The following is a 17,609-nucleotide window of genomic DNA, read 5'->3' on the forward strand; positions in this document are numbered from 1 at the left end:
CCGGCCATTAATTGCGCTCATTGTCAACCTGAAACCAACAGAGCTATGGAAAAACTGGATCTTACCAAACATTTCAAAAGTTACTACACCGCAAAGGCTGAACCCGAGGTGCTGCACATCGAAAAGGCCCGGTACCTGTCTATTACCGGTAAAGGAGATCCTTCGGGGGAGGATTTTGCACAAAAAATCCAGGCTATCTACCCGGTGGCTTATGCATTGAAATTCGCATTCAAAGCACAGGGCAAGGACTTTACAGTGGCCAAGCTGGAAGGTTTGTGGTGGTATGACGAAGTACGGTATGCCGGCATTTCGATCGCCGATTCGCCGAAGGCCATTCCCCGCAGCGAATGGGAATACCGGCTTCTGATCCGCATTCCGGATTATGTGGAGAAAAAAGACGTAGAAACCGCCGTAGAGGCCAGTTTCGCATCAAAAGGCCAGGCGGCGATCAGGGAAGTTTCCTATTTTGAAATGAATGAAGGGAAAGTGGTACAAATGCTGCATACCGGACCGTTTGATAATGAACCTGAAACACTCGCAAAGCTGAATGACTTTATTTCGGCCCACGCACTCGGACGTAATGGGCTGCATCACGAGATTTATCTGTCCGATTTTCGCAAGACGCCGCCCCACAAATTAAAAAGCATTCTACGCGAGCCGGTTAAATAGATTATTTCAATATCTTTCGCCCCTCCTGAATTTCATCAAAATTAAAATTAGAAAAATGAAAAAGGCGTTCATAGCACTATGCTTGGCCGGATGGGGTGTGGTTTCTGTTGCGACGGTGCACGCGCAGAACCTGAGCACTCAAAAAATCCCTCTCGATCCCAGTGTAAAAACTGGAAAACTAAAAAACGGAATCACCTACTACATTAAAAAGAACGCGGAACCCAAGAACCGCGCAGAACTCCGGCTGGCGGTAAAAGCGGGGTCGGTGCTCGAAACCGATGCCCAACAAGGATTGGCGCACTTCATGGAGCATATGAATTTCAACGGCACCACGCATTTCCCTAAAAATGAGCTGGTCAATTTCCTGCAAAAGACGGGGGTACGCTTCGGCGCCGACTTGAATGCCTATACCGGTTTTGATGAAACCGTTTACATGCTGCCTATCCCGACAGATTCCGCGGGGTTACTCGAAAAAGGCATTCAAGTGCTGGAAGACTGGGCCCACGGCGCATTGCTCGATCCTTCCGAAATTGAAAAAGAACGCGGTGTGGTGCTCGAAGAGTCGCGCATGGGGCGGGGCGCGCAACAGCGCATGCGCGACAAGTTCCTGAAAGTGATCCTCAACAACTCGCGCTACGCCGAGCGGTTGCCGATTGGCAAAGACAGCATTCTGAAAAACTTCAAACCGGAGACGATCAAAGCATTTTACCAGGATTGGTATCGCCCCGACCTGATGGCTGTGATCGCAGTCGGTGATTTTGATGTAGCCAAAGTGGAAGCCCTCATTTCGCAGAAATTCGGCTCCATTAAACCGCCTGTCAATCCCAAAAAACGCATTCGCTATGATATTCCGCTGGATGGTTCTACCAAAGTGGCTATCGTAACCGACCCTGAATACCCGCAGAACCTCATTCAGTTGATTTACAAACAGCCTAATACGAAAGAAAAATCGTTGCAGGATGTACGGAATAGCTTTGCGCAGGAACTGTACAATGCCATGATGGGCCAGCGGATGCAGGAACTTACCCAAAAGGCCAATCCGCCGTTCCTCTACGGCGCGAGCCAATACGGTGATTTCCTTGGAAACCTGGATTCATACACTTCCATCGCGCTCGCCAAAGACGCAGCTTCGATGAAAACCGCATTGACCACGCTCCTGGAAGAAAACGCGCGGGTGCAGAAGTTCGGATTTACACAACCTGAACTTGACCGCGCAAAGAAAGACTTTTACAATGCCGTTGAAGAAGATTACAAGGAGCGCGACAAAACGAAATCGGCCAACCACGTCCAGGAATATCTCAATCATTTCCTTCACGACAAGGCTTTTATGGGTGCCGACGCCTATTTCGAATTCGTGAAGAAGCACCTGGACGGCGTGACACTGGCCGAAATCAACGGCCTGGCTAAAAAATACATTACCGATAAAAACAGGGCGGTCGTGATCATGGGACCAGAAAAAAGCAAGGATGCCCTTCCTACCGAAGCCGAGATCCGTACATTGTTGAACGAAGCCGGCAAAGATGTGACAGCCTATGTGGACGACGTTGTGGATGCACCGTTACTAAAGACCGAACCTGTTGCAGGTAAAATCACAGCCGAAAAATCGCTCGACAAGCTCGGCGTCACCGAGCTGACGCTTTCGAATGGTGTGAAGGTGCTGTTGAAGCCAACCGACTTCAAAAATGACGAAATCCTGATCAAAGCGACTGCGAAGGGCGGATATTCGCTTTTCCCGGGCGAGCGCGAGACGGGCATTTTCACGAGCTACCTCGTTCAATCGGGTGGTGTAGGACCTTACAATCAGACCCAACTGCAAAAATTCCTCGCGGGCAAGACAGCGAGCGCGGGCCCGTACCTGAGTGAGCTCACCGAAGGCGTCGGCGGCAATACCAACCCGAAGGACCTCGAAACGACATTGCAGCTGATCTACGCCTATTTCACAGAGCCCCGTAAAGATGCGGACGTGGTAACAGGCATACTGGCCAATCAGAAGGCATACCTGGAAAATATGCAAAAGACTTTAACGCCTGAAAAAGTCTATTCCGATTCATTGAATGCGGTGTTGACAAGCCACAACCCCAAACGCCAACCGCTGAAACCGGAGAGCATCGACAAAGTGAACCTCGACCGTGCATTTGAAATTTACAAAAACCGCTTCGCCGACGCCTCGGATTTTGTATTCACGATTGTGGGCGCATTCAAGCCGGAGACGATCAAGCCATTGATCGAGAAATACTTGGGCAGCCTGCCATCGAGCGATCGGGACGATACGTTCAGCCACCCGAATATTTTCCCGCCGAAAGGGCGCATCGAGAAAGTGATTTACAAAGGTTTGGAACCTAAAAGCAGGGTAACACTCGTTTCGAGCGGGGAGTATGACTATAACCCTGAAAACAATGTGCAGATTGAGGCATTGCAGGAGATTTTGCAGATCAAACTGATCGAATCACTGCGGGAGGAAGAAAGCGGCGTCTACGGAGTGAGTGTTTCAGAAGGTACCGACAAATTCCCGACCGGTCATTACCGGTTCTCCATCGGCTTCGGCTGTGCGCCCGAGAATGTAGACAAACTGATCAAAAGAGCCCAGGAAGAGATCAACAAGATCAAAACAAACGGCGCGGATCAGAAGGATATCGAGAAGTTCGTCGCGGAAACTCAGCGCAAAACAGAAACCGCGCTTAAAACCAACGGCTTCTGGCTCGATTACCTCGACGATAATACATTCCTCGGCGACGACCTGAATGAAATTTTCGAGCAGGACCGGCTATTGAAATCAGTGACCGTGGCCAGTACCAAAGCTGCTGCGCAGAAGTACTTCAATGATGACAATTTCATCAAAGTGGTGCTTATGCCGGAGAAGAAGTGATGCTGATCAGCTTCGGCTAAAGCCGATCGTCTGAGGTGCTGCCTAACCCAGGGCTGAAGCCCTCGGTTAGGCTACCTCGCCCATCCGGAGCCACGTATCATGCACTTCGTCCTAAGCCATATGCTGGGCTTAACGCCCTTGGTCACTAGCCGCACGACGTCTACCAATCCCGATCGCCATCAGAGCGGATGTATGATACAACCCGCCGGTCATCTATATCACAGCCCCCTCAACCCTATGCTTCAGCCTAGGGGATAGCGCCCGCAATCACAGGCCAGTGACAGCCACCCGATAACCATACCGCAACCCTAGGCTTCAGCCTAGTGCCCTCATCACTCCAAGTCCCCACCATCATACCCTATCCCCCGCGCAAAGGCATCGAACTCCTCCTGGAACTTCCGCTTTGCGTGATGCGTCTGCTGGTTATCGATATACCTTCTTACAAAACGGATCCTGCTTTCGCTGACGGACGCTGCGAAATATTTGTCAGCCCATTCGAAATTGCCGCGCACCAATTTCATTTTATTGGCCCAAAAGGCACTTTCACCTTTTAGCAATTGTATTTGCTTCGATATACCATACTCGCTTTTCAGCAGCATCAGCACATGAATATGGTCGTGATGTCCATTGATCCGGTCGATGCATATATCGTTGCTTTTCGCGTTTTCCCGGATGTGCGCGCAAAGTTGTGCCAGAATAGGTGGCTGTAAAACGGGCTGTCTGTGTTTGGTCCCCCAAACGGCATGTATCCAGATTTTTACGTAAGACATTGATGTACGGGATTGAAAGTGAATCAATAACTAATGTCCTTGATACGTAAGGATTCCGAAAGGGTCACATCTTGTAGAATACTGTGGGAATTTGTTCCGGTGAAGTAGAAAACTATATAACACGCGCACCCGGAGCATGGCCCCAGGTGCACGTGTTGTACATGTGTCGGAAATGATGCTATGCGACTTTTCGCAAACCCTGGATCAGAAATTCCAATCCGTTCATTTTGATTTCCAGCATCGTTCCCAGCAACATACCGAGCTTGCCGGATGGAAACCCCTCACGGTAGAACCATTCGAGGTAAGAAACAGGGAGGTCGGCAATGACCCAATCTTTGTATTTGCCGAAAGGCATTTTGTAGTTAATCAGATCTTTGAGGATCTCGCTGTTCGGATGTGTTAACTCTTGCATACTCTTGTTTTCACGCCTGATTACCTGCGCGAAGTTTAAAAATCAGGTTCGTTTTTAAATCAAATAATTCCTTTTCAAGACCTACCGGGTAGGTGTGCGGGTTTACAAAGCGTTTAATTCCCTTATAAAAATGTGCCAGCTGCTGTTGCAAACGCTTTCGTGTGTCGTGCACGGACGGCAATTTGTAGATCAGCTGGCCTTTTGCGAAAACGGGGACGAGCAAATCCTCGTAGTGCACTGACTCGTCGAATGACCTATTTTTTGTAAAATCATACGGGTCCACCATCGTAGCCTTGCCGATCAGGGGAGTTTCGATGTCGAATATCATATCCGAAACAAAGCCGCTCGCATCCCTGAAACGTCTCACCTGCTGGATCCCCGGCGTCGATACCTTGATCGCCTGCTCCGATAGTTTCAGTTTGTAATCCCATTCCCCCGAATCCGTCCGAATCGCTGCGAGCTTGAAAACCCCACCCAATGCAGGCTGATCAAATGCTGTGACGAGTTTTGTCCCGATTCCCCATACATTTATTTTCGCTCCCTGGATTTTCAGGCTGTCCATAATGTACTCATCGAGGTCGTTGCTGGCTACAATGCTGGTCTTTTCGAAGCCCGCATCATCCAGGATCTTCCTCGCTTCGATACTCAGGTAAGCAAGGTCGCCCGAATCGAGCCGGATGCCTGCGAGATCGTGCCCCTGTGCGCGCAACTGTTTCCCCACCTCTACCGCATGCCGGACGCCGTTCAGCGAGTCGTAGGTATCCACCAGCAAAGTCACATTGTTGGGCATGTACTTCGCGTAAGTTTCGAAAGCTTCCAGTTCGCTGTCGAACGACATCACCCAGCTGTGCGCGTGGGTGCCTTTCACAGGAATATCGTACAATTTCCCCGCAAGTACATTGGAGGTAGCATCGAACCCGCCAATGTAGGCGGCCCGGCTCGCTGTAACGCCTCCGTCGGGTCCTTGTGCGCGGCGCAAGCCGAATTCGAGCAACGCATCGTCTTTGGCGACCAGGCGCATACGGGCTGCTTTGGTAGCCACCAGCGATTGAAAATTGATCAGGTTCAAAAGCGGCGTTTCGAGCAGTTGGCATTGGAGGATCGGTCCTTGAATACGGAGTAACGGCTCGTTCGGAAACACCACCGTACCTTCCGGAATGGCGTCGATACTGCATTGCAGCTCCATTTTGCGGAGGTAATCGATAAACCCGTCATCGAAAAGCTTGTTGCCATCGCTACCGGTCAATGAAGCGATATAGGCCAGGTCCTCTTCATTGAAACGGTATTCCTGCAAGTACTCAATCACGCTGCTCAGCCCGCACGCGACGGTAAATCCGCCCTGAAATGGATGTTTTCTGAAATAGAGATTAAAAACAGCCTCCTGCTCTGCCTTACCCGATTTCCAGTAGCCATAAGCCATGGTGAGCTGGTACAGATCGGTCAGAAGGCTCATCGAAGTATCGTAAAGCTGGTTGATCATTTCACTTCGGATTGGTGTCTTAAAACCGCCTAGTTACTAAATAATCGGCATTATAGCTACCAATAGTGAGTTTGCTGCACACCCATTGACCGAAAGGTTAACCACAAAAACAAAAAGCGGGGCTGCTCCGAAAGCAACCCCGCCGGCATTATTGCTTCAAATCAGATCAGATTGCTTCGAGAATACGCTCGATTGCTACCTGATAACCAATTTTTTCTTTCAATTCGCTGATGTGCACACGCTCCTGCTCCATTGAATCGCGGTGACGGATGGTAACGGTTTCGTCCTCCATGGTCTGGTAATCGACTACGATACAAAACGGCGTACCGATCAGGTCCTGACGGGTATAACGCTTACCGATCGCCGCATTGTCGTCATAAACGGTGCGGAATGACGATTTCAACGAGTTGGCCAATGCCTGCGCTTTTTCTGCAAGCCCATCCTTTTTAACCAACGGCAGCACTGCCGCCTTGAATGGCGCCAATGCAGGGTGCAGTTTCAGGAATGTGCGCTCTTTTGCGGCGTCGCCTTCTCCTACCGATTCCACTGTGTAAGCATTGCAGAATGTGGCCAGGAACAAACGGTCGGCACCCACAGATGTTTCCACCACGTAAGGAATGTAGTTACCGTATGGCTTGCCATTTTCGTCCAGATCCGCGTCGAAATACTGTTGTTTTTTCTTCGAAAGCTCCTGGTGGTTGCGCAAATCGAAATCCGAACGCGAGTGGATACCTTCGATTTCGCGGAAGCCAAATGGGAATTCGAATTCGATATCCACAGCCGCTTTCGCGTAATGCGCCAGCTTTTCGTGGTCATGGTATTTCAATTTTTCAGCAGGCAGACCGATCGCCTTGTGGAACTTCAACCGCGCCTCTTTCCATTTGTTATACCATTCTTCTTCGGTACCAGGGCGTACGAAGAATTGCATTTCCATTTGTTCGAACTCGCGCATACGGAAGATGAACTGGCGCGCCACGATTTCATTACGGAATGCCTTACCGATCTGTGCAATACCGAAAGGCACCTTCATACGACCGCTTTTCTGCACATTCAGGAAGTTTACAAAAATCCCCTGCGCCGTTTCCGGGCGGAGGTAAATCATATTGGCATCCTCAGCCACCGATCCTACCTGCGTGCTGAACATCAGGTTAAACTGGCGAACTTCGGTCCAGTTGCTGGTACCCGACACCTGGCATTTAATACCTTCCGCGATGATCAGATCACGAACGCCGTTCAGATCTTCGGCGCTGAGCAAACGGCCCATTTCAGCGAGCAATGCTTTGGCCTTTTCGGGCTCGCCGTCCTTTTCATATTGTTCTGCTTTGCCTTCCAGCAACTGGTCGGCGCGGTAACGCTTTTTCGAATCCTTATTGTCGATCATCGGATCGTTGAAGCCATCGACGTGCCCGGACGCTTTCCAGGTAAGCGGGTGCATGAAGATCGCCGCGTCGATACCCACGATGTTGTCGTGGAGCTGCGTCATAGCCTTCCACCAGGCCGCTTTCAAGTTGTTTTTCAATTCAACACCGTTCTGACCATAATCGTAAACGGCTTGTAATCCATCATATATTTCGGAAGACGGGAATACAAAACCGTATTCCTTCGCATGCCCAACAATGTCTTGCAGAGAGGTAGCAGATGCCTGGCTCATTCTATTCGTTTAAAATCAATAAGAAAAAAGACTATTAAATCCATCAAAATCATGAATTTGGCAAAATTAGGGATTTTGGCGGCATTGCGCATTCTTCGCCTGAGGGAAATCCCTCGTTAATTTTTCATTACCACGCGTGCGCCGCTGAACAGGAATGTCCGCTAGTGAACAACCAGAGCGCCATTTCTTATCATAAAACACTAATAATCAACCAGAAATACCATTGGCATATAATTTATTGGTTTAGGATCACTGACTAACAAACCTTGACTTATGCTATTCAACTACCTCAAAATATCGATCAGGAACTTCCGCAAGCAGCGGTTGTTCAGCGGGCTGAATATACTTGGGCTCGGGATCGGCATCGCCGCCGTGTGGCTCATGGTACTTTATGTGGCCGACGAGCTGAGCTACGACCGCTTCCACGCCAAAGCCGACCGCATTTACCGCGTGACGCAGGAGGCCGAATGGGCAACCGGCAGCTTCAAACTCGCGCCTACTTCGCCACCATTCGCGCCGGCATTACAAAATGAATATCCTGAAATCGACAAGACCGTGCGTATCAGTGCGGAGGGTGGCGGCAAGATCCGGTTCGGTGAGAAGCAGGTAGATGCGCCCGATGTCTTTTTTGCCGACGGGTCCGTTTTCGATATATTCTCTTATTCATTCCTGTATGGTAATCCGGCAACGGCCTTGCGCGAGCCTCAGAAAATCGTATTGACGAAAACCCTGGCAACACGTATCTTCGGCGATGCTTCGAAGGCTGTGGGGCAAACCGTTTTCTTTTCCAATAATTATCCCAATGTCGTCACAGGCGTCATCGAGGACGTCCCGGCCAATTCTCACTTGAATTTCAGCGCATTGCGATCACTACCCGTCGATTACACTGGCGGATGGCAGGATGGGGATATTTATACTTACCTCCTTCTGAAACAGGGCGCCGACGCTAAAAAGCTTGAAGCCAAATTCCCGACTTTTTATGCCAAATACCTCGAAAAATATATACGTGACGCCGAGTACCGCATGAAGCTGCAACCGCTGACCTCCATTCACCTGCATTCGGACCTGGAATTTGAGATCGGCGCCAAAGGAAATATCAAAACAGTCTACATTTTCTCGGCCATTGCCTTGTTGATCCTCGTTATCGCCTGCATTAATTATATGAACCTCTACACCGCCCGCTCGCTCAAACGGGTACGTGAGGTAGGCGTGCGCAAGGCCATCGGGTCACAGCGTTTCCAGCTGATCGCGCAGTTTCTGACGGAGTCGTTCCTGATGACTATCCTCGCCGGTTTTGTAGGTTTCTTGTTGGCCAAAGCTGCATTACCGTTTTTCAATCGACTTGCCGAGAAATCACTGAGTCTGGATTTTCATGACAATAGCATTATCACAATGGCTATCGGCGGCGCATTCCTCCTGCTGATCGGCTTGCTCAGCGGATTGTACCCGGCGTTGATGCTCTCGGGTTACCGGCCGGTTATCGCATTGAAAGGCCAGCTGGGCAGCCAAACGGGCGGAGCGGGCTTCCGGCAGTCATTGGTAGTATTCCAATTCGCTGCCACGGTAGTGATGATCGCCTGCTCGGGCATTGTGTACCGGCAGATCCGGTATGTGAATCACAAGGATTTAGGTTTCAATAAAGACCAGGTCCTGACATTTCATATTGATAAAAACGAAGTAAGAACGCAGGTAGGTTCTTTAAAGGAGAAACTGGAACAGAACCCGGTGATCGAAAGCGCCGCCGCAGCCAGTAACCCTATCGGCAACAATACCATCGGATCGGCTGCATTGTTTGTTGAAACCAATAACGGCGATATCCCTTCCACAACCCAAATAACACAGCGCTTCATGGCCGACGCCGATTACCTGCGCACTATGGAGATCAAGCTTTTGCAAGGCCGCGATTTCATTAAAAATTCCCCCGCCGACCTTGCCGGTTCAGTTTTGGTGAATGAAGCATTGGTCCAAAAACAGGGCTGGGCCAATCCGATCGGGAAGAAATTGCGTTACCCTGCGGATAAGGATGGCAATGTGAAAGAACTGACGGTTGTGGGCGTAACCAACGATTTCCATATCTATTCGCTGCAACACAAAATCGAGCCGCTGGTGATCCAGCTAGCGCCGCCTCAGGAGCAGGACAACATGTATGTGCGCATCAACGCCACCAAAACATCCGAAGCGCTCGCCTACATCAGCCAGGTTTACAAGGCCTTCGACGCCGATGCCCGCCCGGAATTCCAGTTTCTCGACGAGAATTTCGCCAAACAATACCAGGCGGAACAGCGCCAGGGTAATGTATTGCTGGCATTTGCAATACTGGCCATTGTGATCGCCTGTCTGGGTTTGTTCGGGCTCGCCGCATTTGCAGCCGAAGCGCGTACCAAAGAGATCGGCGTCCGCAAAGTGCTTGGCGCGAGCGTGCAGGATGTAGTACTGATGCTTTCGAAAGATTTTGTCAAACTCGTACTCATCGCCATTGTCATAGGCACGCCTATCGCCGTTTACGCGATGAGCAAATGGCTGCAAAACTTCGAATACCGCGAAACGCTGTCCTGGTGGGTCTTCGCCCTGGCCGGCATCATCGCAATCGTGATCGCACTGGCAACTGTGAGCTCGCAAGCATTGAAATCGGCGCTTACTAATCCAGTGAAGGCGTTGAGAGCGGAATAGGGCCTGCGGCCCGACCATGGACCGCCGACCGCCGTTCTTTTGTTGAATCTAATTGACCATGATCCATGGTCGGCGGTCGGTGGTCGGCCGTCGGCCCTCAAACCACCACCGTCACCCATACCATCATGCTCAAAAGCTACCTCAAAATCGCCATCCGCAACCTCTGGAAGCACAAGTTGTTCTCTTTTATCAACATTACCGGCCTGGGCCTGGCGATGGCGTTCTGCTTCATGCAGCTCATACAGGTGCAAAGCAGCTTTGAAAAGGATTCCTTCCACCCCTATCCGGAGCGTACGTTCCGCGTTCTCACGGACGCCACCGATAATATCGGCGAAAAGCATTCGCTCGCTTCGACGCCGTTTCCCCTGGGCCAAAAGCTGGCCGATGGGCAGAGTGTAATCGAAAAGACCGTGCGCATTAACCGCTCGTTCAGCTCAAATCTCAGCAACGGCATCAAAACGCTCCGTACCTACGGACTTTATGTGGAACCGGCATACTTCGAAATCTTCGGCTTCCCGCTGGAAAAAGGAAAACCAGCCACCGAGCCCTGGACGGCGGTCCTCACGCACGACATGGCCGAACGTTATTTCGGCGATGCCAATCCGATTGGCAAGACGCTCACCAATAGCGAAATAGGCACATTCACCATTACCGGCGTTTTTAAACCCGTTAAAAAATTCAGGACGCATCTGGATGCCGACATTGTGATATCGATGGCGACCCTGCCGCTGGTGAACAAGAATATCAAGACCGATGATTGGCTGAGTTACAATACGTATACCTTCGCATTGATCACCAAAGGCTCCTCCCGCGCCGACCTCGACCAGGCCCTGGCGCGAGTTTCTGCCGAAAATCAAAAGACTGTCCGTTTCAAGGACATTAAAACGCATTCATTCCGCAGCCAGGCGCTGTCGGAGATTTCGCCCGACTGGGAGGGCTTGCTGGACAACCCGGACGTGGAACCGATCTGGAAAATGGGCGTCAGCCTGCTCATTCCGCTGGTGATTATCGTATTGGCGGGTTTCAACTACATTAACCTCACACTCACACGGTCGCTCAGCCGCGCACGTGAGGTGGGCGTACGCAAGGTCGCAGGCGCGAAAAAATTCCAGTTGGTGAGCCAGTTCCTGGTCGAAACCATCGTGATCGCATTGCTGGCATTCGGGCTTGGGTATCTTGGGCTCCTGCTTTTGCAGGCGTATATCCATGTGGGCTGGCTCACGTGGGAGGTGAGCGACACGCGCATGCTGTGGGCAATTTTCGTCGGCTTTACATTGTTTACGGGCTTTCTGGCAGGTATTTTACCTGCGCGTATACTGTCATCCTACCAGCCCGTGCAAATCCTGAAAGGTGAAATGGCGCCTACCGGACTCGGCAAGTTCGGGTTCAGGAAGACGCTCACCATTATTCAATTCGTGGTCGCGCTGGTGTTTATGACCGGCACCGGTATTATGAACAGCCAGTTTGAATTCATGGCGAACGATAACCAGAATTTCAACCGGAGAAACATCCTGAACGTCCCGCTGGCACCTGACAGCGATTTCAAACTGCTGGCCAATGAAATGAGCCGGGAAGCGGGTGTCAAACGCGTGGGGCTCACCTCCGCTACGCTGAACGAAAGCGCAGGAAAGGCCAAACTGGCGCCATTGTCGCAGCGCGACCCCGCCAATGCGGTGGAAACCTTCATTTACGCTACCGACCGAAATTTTATTGAGAATATGCGGCTGCAATTCATAGCCGGCGAAAATGTACCTGCTACCATCGACACGACAGTCCATTTCGTGGTCTTGAACCAGAAAGCGGCGGAATGGCTTGGTTGGAAAAATCCCAAGGAGGCTGTTGGACAAACCATTCTGCTAAATGAAACACAGGTAATCGTGTCGGGGATTGTGAAAAACTTCTGCTTTATGCGTTACGAACTGCCGGTAGCACCGCTTGTGCTTGCATTCGATCCGCGGGAAATCAAGGTGCTTTCGCTCGAAGTAGCCGCCGGGACCGACCATGAACGCCTCACTGCGGCATTGGGCAAGACCTGGAAACGATATCACCCGCACGAGTCGTTTGTGTACTCCTGGTATGAAGACCAGCTTCACGAGGATTACCTGGAAAATGAGGATCAAAAGATCACCGATTTGCTGGTGTTCGTCGTGTTCACGATCGCAGCGATGGGCTTGCTCGGAATGGTCACCTATTCGACCGCCAAGCGTGTAAAAGAAGTAGGTGTGCGAAAAGTAATGGGCGCAAGTACAGCCCAGATCATGCAATTGCTTTCCGGCTCATTTGTAAAACTGATCCTGATCGCGGCCATCATCGCGATGCCGATCGGCTACGGGCTGGGCGCATTATTCCTCAACATTTTCACCTATCATCCCAACCTGGGCCCCGGCGTATTCCTTACTTGCATCGGTAGCCTCGGGCTCATCGGCCTGCTGACCATCGGCGTGCAGACTTACAAAGCAGCCGTTACCAACCCGGCCGAGACATTGCGGAATGATTAATGGGAAGAGAGGGAGGATGGAGGAAGGGGAGGATGGAAGATTTCCTTTCTCCCTTCCTCCCCTTCCTCCATCCTACTCTCCTCTCTTTCTGTTAAAAAAAGTTAAAGAAAGCGCCTCTGATAATCAGCAAGTTGACAAACCATTAGTTTTGAAGTATGCTAAAAAATTACTTCAAAACTGCCTGGCGGAATTTGCTGAAACGCCGCTTTTACGCGTTGGTTACGATCCTCGGCCTGGCTGTCGGGATGACGTTCTCGTTCCTGATGATGAGCTACGTCTGGGGTGAATGGCAGGTCAACCGGCATTTGGCCAATGCCGATAACCAGTACATCATCCGCAGCAAATGGACCGACCCGGGTATGGGTCTGGACCTGACCACGCTGGGGCCGCTGGGGAAAGCGTTGAAAACAGATTATCCCAACCTGGTTGCCAACTACTATCGCTACGACGCCATTACCGTAGCGGTATCGCATGGGGATAAACATTTCAGGGAGGATGTGCAGACGGGCGACTCCACCCTGCTGGCCATGTACGGCTTCCCGCTCCTGCACGGGCATGCAGAAACCGCATTGAATGCGCCCAATTCGATCGTCATCACAGAAAACAAGGCGATAAAGTACTTCGGCCGGACGGACGTGGTGGGTGAATCGCTTACGCTGCATAATTTCGTGGGAGGCAAGCAGGAGTACCAGATCACCGCTGTCATGAAAAAGCCGCCCTTCAATTCTGTGACGCATTTGCTGACGAGTGAGGCGGAGATTTTCTTCCCGTTCAGCAGCCTCGAAGGCCGCAAAGGCTCGGAAGATAACTGGGGCTTTGCTTTTATGGTCAACTACATCGAGCTGAAAGAAGGCGTCACCCCTGCCGACCTGGCCAAGCCGATAGCCCGAGAGGTAGCAACACACGCGCCGGAAGCTATCAATGCCAATCTCAAAGTATACCTCACCCCTCTCAGCGAGTATTACCGTGAAGCCAATAATGGCGTCGTCAACAAAATGATCCTTACCCTATCGGGCATTACGCTGTTCATTTTGCTGATGGCGATTGTCAATTTTGTCAACATCTCCATAGGCAGCTCCTCGTCGCGTTTGAAAGAAATAGGTGTGCGAAAAGTGCTGGGCAGCCAGAAGCGCCAGCTGATCGGACAGTTTCTGGCAGAATCCACTCTCCTCGCATTTCTGGCAATGCTCATTTCGCTCGGGTTGTATCAGCTGCTACGGCCTTTTTTCGGTGATATGCTAGGCAAAGAAGTAGCCTCTTTGTGGTCGCTGATGCCTTACACGCTAGTCGCTCCGGTTTTGGTTTCCCTGCTCGTGGGAATGCTGGCGGGACTGTACCCGGCCCTGGTACTCTCGCGGGTGCCTTCGGTAGAATCGATGAAAGGCAAACTCAAATCGGTCGGAGGTAGTATTGTATTCAGGCGATCGCTCATCGCGGTGCAATTCATCATTGCGTTGTTCGTCTTTGCCGGCGCGGGTATTGTAGCACAGCAGGTCGATTATTTTTTCAATAAAAACCTCGGGTATAATAAAGAATCACTGGTCACACTGGGCGTACCCCGCGATTGGACACCCAACGGACTGACCAAAATGGAGCAAGTACGTGACGGTCTAGGTCGGCTCGCCCAGGTTAAAAGCATTTCCCTTTCTTACGAAATCCCGAATGGAAATGGCGGCTATTTTGGCTTCTACAAACCCGGCCAGGATTCCACCGAAGCCGTTTTGGCCACCCTGCTGCGCACCGACGTATCCTATGCCGAAACCTACGGTGTGAAGCTCCTGGCAGGCGAATACCTTCAACGTTCCAACACTGCCTACCAGCCCGACCGCATCGTTCTGAACGAAACGGCGATCAAGTCGCTCGGGTACACCAGTGCGCAGGAAGCGTTGGGGCAGCAGGTACGGGTACATTTTTATCCGAACCCACTGACCATCGTCGGCGTCGCGCAAGATTTCCATTTTGAGTCAATGCATCAGACTATCAAACCGCTGGTGTTTGCCGACGTCCGCGGCACCAATACCTACCGATACCTCAGCATTCGCCTGAACCCGGGCAATATCGGCAGCGCAATGACAGCCGTTCAGCAAAAATGGCGCGCGCTTATGCCGGACGCCCCGTTCGAATACGCATTCATGGACGAAACACTGCAAAAACTATATCAGTCGGAAATACAGCTCAAAAAAGCCTCCCGCGTCGCGACGTTTCTCTCCGTCGTCATTGTGCTATTGGGCATTTTAGGCATGGTTTCGCTCAATGTAGCCCGCCGCACACGTGAGGTCGGCATCCGCAAAGTCCTTGGTGCTACCAGTATGCACGTGGTAATGCTATTTCTGAAAGAGTTTTTGGTAATCCTGGCCGGGGCAATACTCATTGCATTCCCATTGGCTGTACTGTTGGGAAATCAATGGCTGAAAACCTATGCCTACCGTGTAGAAATTGGCTGGGAAGTGTTCGCGGGAATTACTATGTTATTCGGAATGATGATCACCGTGCTCGTCTGCGCGCAAACGTATAAGGCGGCGATAACGGATCCTGTGAAAAGTTTGAAGAGTGACTGATCAGGGTTTAAAAATTTCGTAAATATCGAAATCGTCACCAATAATAAATTCTCTAATCATTTGGACCTTTTCGGTAAGCAGTTCTGACAGCACTCTGGTAGAACAATTTCCTGCTCTGATCCAGACAATTTTAGGAGGTTGTGAAAACTGATTGATAAGTTTGATAAAGTCTTCGTCGGCTGTAATCACCGCCTGATAACCGTTGTCGCGGGCAAACATAAAAATCTCGTAATCATCTGCGTCTGTAAGCCCCAACTGCCTTACGTGGTTCAAAGTATCAAACTGATGTGCCAGCAGCGGCAAAATCCGTTGCGAGATATTCTGATCAATCAGAACCTTCATGCAGCAACGTCATAAAGCGTCCTTTTCAGCTGGTCCGCGGAGAATTCCAAAGCAACAGTAATATCTTCTCTGGCCAACTCAGGAAAATCCTCCAAAATATCATCAAATGACATCCCCGAAGCCAGCCAGCGCAAAATATCTTCGACTGTGATACGCATGCCTCTGATACAGGGCTTACCACTTCTTTTCCCAGGTTCCAGCGTTATGATATTTTTGTAGATATACATACTGTGTAATCTGTCTGATGCTTAACAAAAATAACGAATTACCACAGCATAAACCAAAGTACTGACTAACTCAGCTTAACCGAAAACAAATCCTTCGAACGCAAGTACACCCAGGTGACGACAACGAGCGTCAGCATGCCTCCCATCATGACGGATGGAACGGTGCCGAATGCCTTGGCCATTACGCCGGATTCAAAGGCGCCAAGTTCGTTGGAAGAACTGACGAATATGCCGTTGACGGCCGCCACTCGGCCACGCATTTCATCGGGAGGATAGATTTGCAGGATCGTCTGACGGATGATCACACTGACGCTATCGAACACGCCGGTCGCGAAGAGGGCACCGCAGGAGAGCATGAAGTTAGTAGAAGCCGCAAACACCAGCGTGAATATGCCAAAACCGGCCACTGCCACGAGCATGTTGCGCCACGCGTTATGCGTAGGCGGGAAATAAGCCATCGCGAACATCGTCAGCATGGAGCCAATCGAAGGCGCTGCGCGTAACAAGCCCAGCCCCTCCGGCCCGACTTTCAGGATATCCTCTGCGAAAATGGGAAGCAAGGCGATTACACCACCGAAAAGCACCGAGAACAAATCCAACGTCATGGCATACAGCACAATGCGCGTTTTGAACACGAATTTAAAACCCTCTTTCAAGCTTTCCATGATGGGCGTCACGATCTTCGGAAACTCCGGACGCGTTTTGATCATCCCCAGCAAAACCCAGCATATCAGAAAGTTAACGATCACAATCAGCAAGGTGTGCGTCAGCCCCATATAGGCATACAGAAAACCCGCAGCCGCCGGACCTATAATCGCTCCCGCCTGTGAAAAGGAGCTGCTCCAAGTAGATGAGTTATGGTAAATCGCCCGTGGTACCAGAAAGGGTTTGAGCGAGCTTGCCGCGGGGGAATAGAATCCTTTTGCAAAACCTATCAACCCAAACACTGCATAAATGACCGCCAGGTGCTGCCACTCCGCCAACCGGTTGTAGACCCCGGGCTGAAAAGCAGTGTACAATATCCCCGAACCCAGTAAAATCACCACCAGGCTAATGTGCATGATCGTGATCTTATTCTTCTGATCGGCCACATAGCCTCCAAACAACGACGTAACGATAAATGGAATGGCCTCGGCCAGCCCCACCAGGCCCAATGCAAGCGGGTCGTGCGTGGTTTTGTAGAGTTCATAACCGACAATCACTTCCTGAACGCGGATCGTGGCAGAGAAAAGAAAGGAATTGGATACAAAAAACCGGAAATCAGAATAGCGGAGTGCTGCGTACGGATCGTTGGTTGCTACTGTTTTCAAGTGAGTGTTTGGGTGTTGTAAAAAACTAACACCGGCGGTCGGGAAGAATGTTCTGCTTTAACTGAAAATTAATGCCATTTACTATCCCAATGCTATAAAAAGCTGTTAAAGTCCCAAAATCAATGTTTTACATTTCCTTTACAATGTTTTACAGGC

General features: G+C 50.7%; 12 protein-coding genes. 5 read left to right on the forward strand and 7 right to left on the reverse strand.

Annotated features, from left to right (window positions below):
* Nucleotides 1-45 precede the first annotated feature (45 nt).
* Nucleotides 46-669 (forward strand): GyrI-like domain-containing protein, encoded by a 624-nt coding sequence (locus J2Y43_RS03170; protein WP_309981299.1) that lies wholly within the window; start codon nucleotides 46-48, stop codon nucleotides 667-669.
* A 55-nt stretch (nucleotides 670-724) separates the two neighbouring features.
* Nucleotides 725-3,535 (forward strand): insulinase family protein, encoded by a 2,811-nt coding sequence (locus J2Y43_RS03175; RefSeq protein ID WP_309981298.1) that lies wholly within the window; start codon nucleotides 725-727, stop codon nucleotides 3,533-3,535.
* A 332-nt stretch (nucleotides 3,536-3,867) separates the two neighbouring features.
* Here the strand turns inward: J2Y43_RS03175 and tnpA are convergent, their stop codons facing one another.
* From tnpA to J2Y43_RS03195, 4 genes are all read right to left on the reverse strand, one after another.
* Nucleotides 3,868-4,305 carry an IS200/IS605 family transposase gene (gene tnpA / locus J2Y43_RS03180; protein ID WP_309981297.1) on the reverse strand — a complete coding sequence of 146 codons (438 nt, stop codon included), beginning with the start codon at nucleotides 4,303-4,305 and terminating at the stop codon, nucleotides 3,868-3,870.
* Between the two features lie 178 nt (nucleotides 4,306-4,483).
* A complete protein-coding gene (locus tag J2Y43_RS03185; RefSeq protein WP_291199425.1) occupies nucleotides 4,484-4,717 on the reverse strand; it encodes a DUF3820 family protein in 234 nt (77 codons plus the stop codon).
* Nucleotides 4,718-4,727: 10 nt separating this feature from the next.
* Nucleotides 4,728-6,197 carry a nicotinate phosphoribosyltransferase gene (locus J2Y43_RS03190; protein WP_309981296.1) on the reverse strand — a complete coding sequence of 490 codons (1,470 nt, stop codon included), beginning with the start codon at nucleotides 6,195-6,197 and terminating at the stop codon, nucleotides 4,728-4,730.
* A 166-nt stretch (nucleotides 6,198-6,363) separates the two neighbouring features.
* Nucleotides 6,364-7,848 (reverse strand): glycine--tRNA ligase, encoded by a 1,485-nt coding sequence (locus tag J2Y43_RS03195; protein WP_309981295.1) that lies wholly within the window; start codon nucleotides 7,846-7,848, stop codon nucleotides 6,364-6,366.
* A gap of 273 nt (nucleotides 7,849-8,121) precedes the next feature.
* On the opposite strand from J2Y43_RS03195, the gene J2Y43_RS03200 reads away from it, so the two are divergent.
* From J2Y43_RS03200 to J2Y43_RS03210, 3 genes are all read left to right on the forward strand, one after another.
* Complete coding sequence (locus J2Y43_RS03200; protein ID WP_309981294.1) at nucleotides 8,122-10,518, forward strand: ABC transporter permease; 2,397 nt, start codon at nucleotides 8,122-8,124, stop codon at nucleotides 10,516-10,518.
* A 65-nt stretch (nucleotides 10,519-10,583) separates the two neighbouring features.
* A complete protein-coding gene (locus J2Y43_RS03205) occupies nucleotides 10,584-13,016 on the forward strand; it encodes an ABC transporter permease (RefSeq protein ID WP_310226387.1) in 2,433 nt (810 codons plus the stop codon).
* 155 nt (nucleotides 13,017-13,171) lie between these two features.
* Nucleotides 13,172-15,574: an ABC transporter permease gene (locus J2Y43_RS03210; RefSeq protein ID WP_309981292.1), complete on the forward strand. Its 2,403-nt coding sequence runs from the start codon at nucleotides 13,172-13,174 to the stop codon at nucleotides 15,572-15,574.
* Here the strand turns inward: J2Y43_RS03210 and J2Y43_RS03215 are convergent, their stop codons facing one another.
* The 3 genes from J2Y43_RS03215 to J2Y43_RS03225 all read right to left on the reverse strand — a co-directional run bounded on the left by J2Y43_RS03215 (nucleotide 15,575) and on the right by J2Y43_RS03225 (nucleotide 17,453).
* A complete protein-coding gene (locus J2Y43_RS03215; RefSeq protein ID WP_309981291.1) occupies nucleotides 15,575-15,916 on the reverse strand; it encodes a DUF5615 family PIN-like protein in 342 nt (113 codons plus the stop codon). It lies immediately after the preceding gene.
* Complete coding sequence (locus J2Y43_RS03220) at nucleotides 15,913-16,143, reverse strand: DUF433 domain-containing protein (protein WP_309981290.1); 231 nt, start codon at nucleotides 16,141-16,143, stop codon at nucleotides 15,913-15,915. Before J2Y43_RS03220 ends, J2Y43_RS03215 begins: the two co-directional genes overlap by 4 nt.
* Before the next feature lie 65 nt (nucleotides 16,144-16,208).
* Entirely contained in the window at nucleotides 16,209-17,453 is a 1,245-nt protein-coding gene (locus tag J2Y43_RS03225) for an MFS transporter (RefSeq protein ID WP_223402990.1), read from the reverse strand.
* Between the last annotated feature and the right edge of the window lie 156 nt (nucleotides 17,454-17,609).

Origin of the sequence: Dyadobacter sp. BE31 (genome assembly GCF_031457695.1) — a bacterium.
Taxonomy (GTDB): domain Bacteria; phylum Bacteroidota; class Bacteroidia; order Cytophagales; family Spirosomataceae; genus Dyadobacter.

Coding starts and splice junctions, on each gene's coding strand:
- J2Y43_RS03170 (WP_309981299.1), top strand. CDS start 46: ATGGAAAAACTGGATCTTACCAAACATTTCAAAAGTTACTACACCGCA.
- J2Y43_RS03175 (WP_309981298.1), top strand. CDS start 725: ATGAAAAAGGCGTTCATAGCACTATGCTTGGCCGGATGGGGTGTGGTT.
- tnpA (WP_309981297.1), bottom strand. CDS start 4,305: ATGTCTTACGTAAAAATCTGGATACATGCCGTTTGGGGGACCAAACAC.
- J2Y43_RS03185 (WP_291199425.1), bottom strand. CDS start 4,717: ATGCAAGAGTTAACACATCCGAACAGCGAGATCCTCAAAGATCTGATT.
- J2Y43_RS03190 (WP_309981296.1), bottom strand. CDS start 6,197: ATGATCAACCAGCTTTACGATACTTCGATGAGCCTTCTGACCGATCTG.
- J2Y43_RS03195 (WP_309981295.1), bottom strand. CDS start 7,848: ATGAGCCAGGCATCTGCTACCTCTCTGCAAGACATTGTTGGGCATGCG.
- J2Y43_RS03200 (WP_309981294.1), top strand. CDS start 8,122: ATGCTATTCAACTACCTCAAAATATCGATCAGGAACTTCCGCAAGCAG.
- J2Y43_RS03205 (WP_310226387.1), top strand. CDS start 10,584: ATGGTCGGCGGTCGGTGGTCGGCCGTCGGCCCTCAAACCACCACCGTC.
- J2Y43_RS03210 (WP_309981292.1), top strand. CDS start 13,172: ATGCTAAAAAATTACTTCAAAACTGCCTGGCGGAATTTGCTGAAACGC.
- J2Y43_RS03215 (WP_309981291.1), bottom strand. CDS start 15,916: ATGAAGGTTCTGATTGATCAGAATATCTCGCAACGGATTTTGCCGCTG.
- J2Y43_RS03220 (WP_309981290.1), bottom strand. CDS start 16,143: ATGTATATCTACAAAAATATCATAACGCTGGAACCTGGGAAAAGAAGT.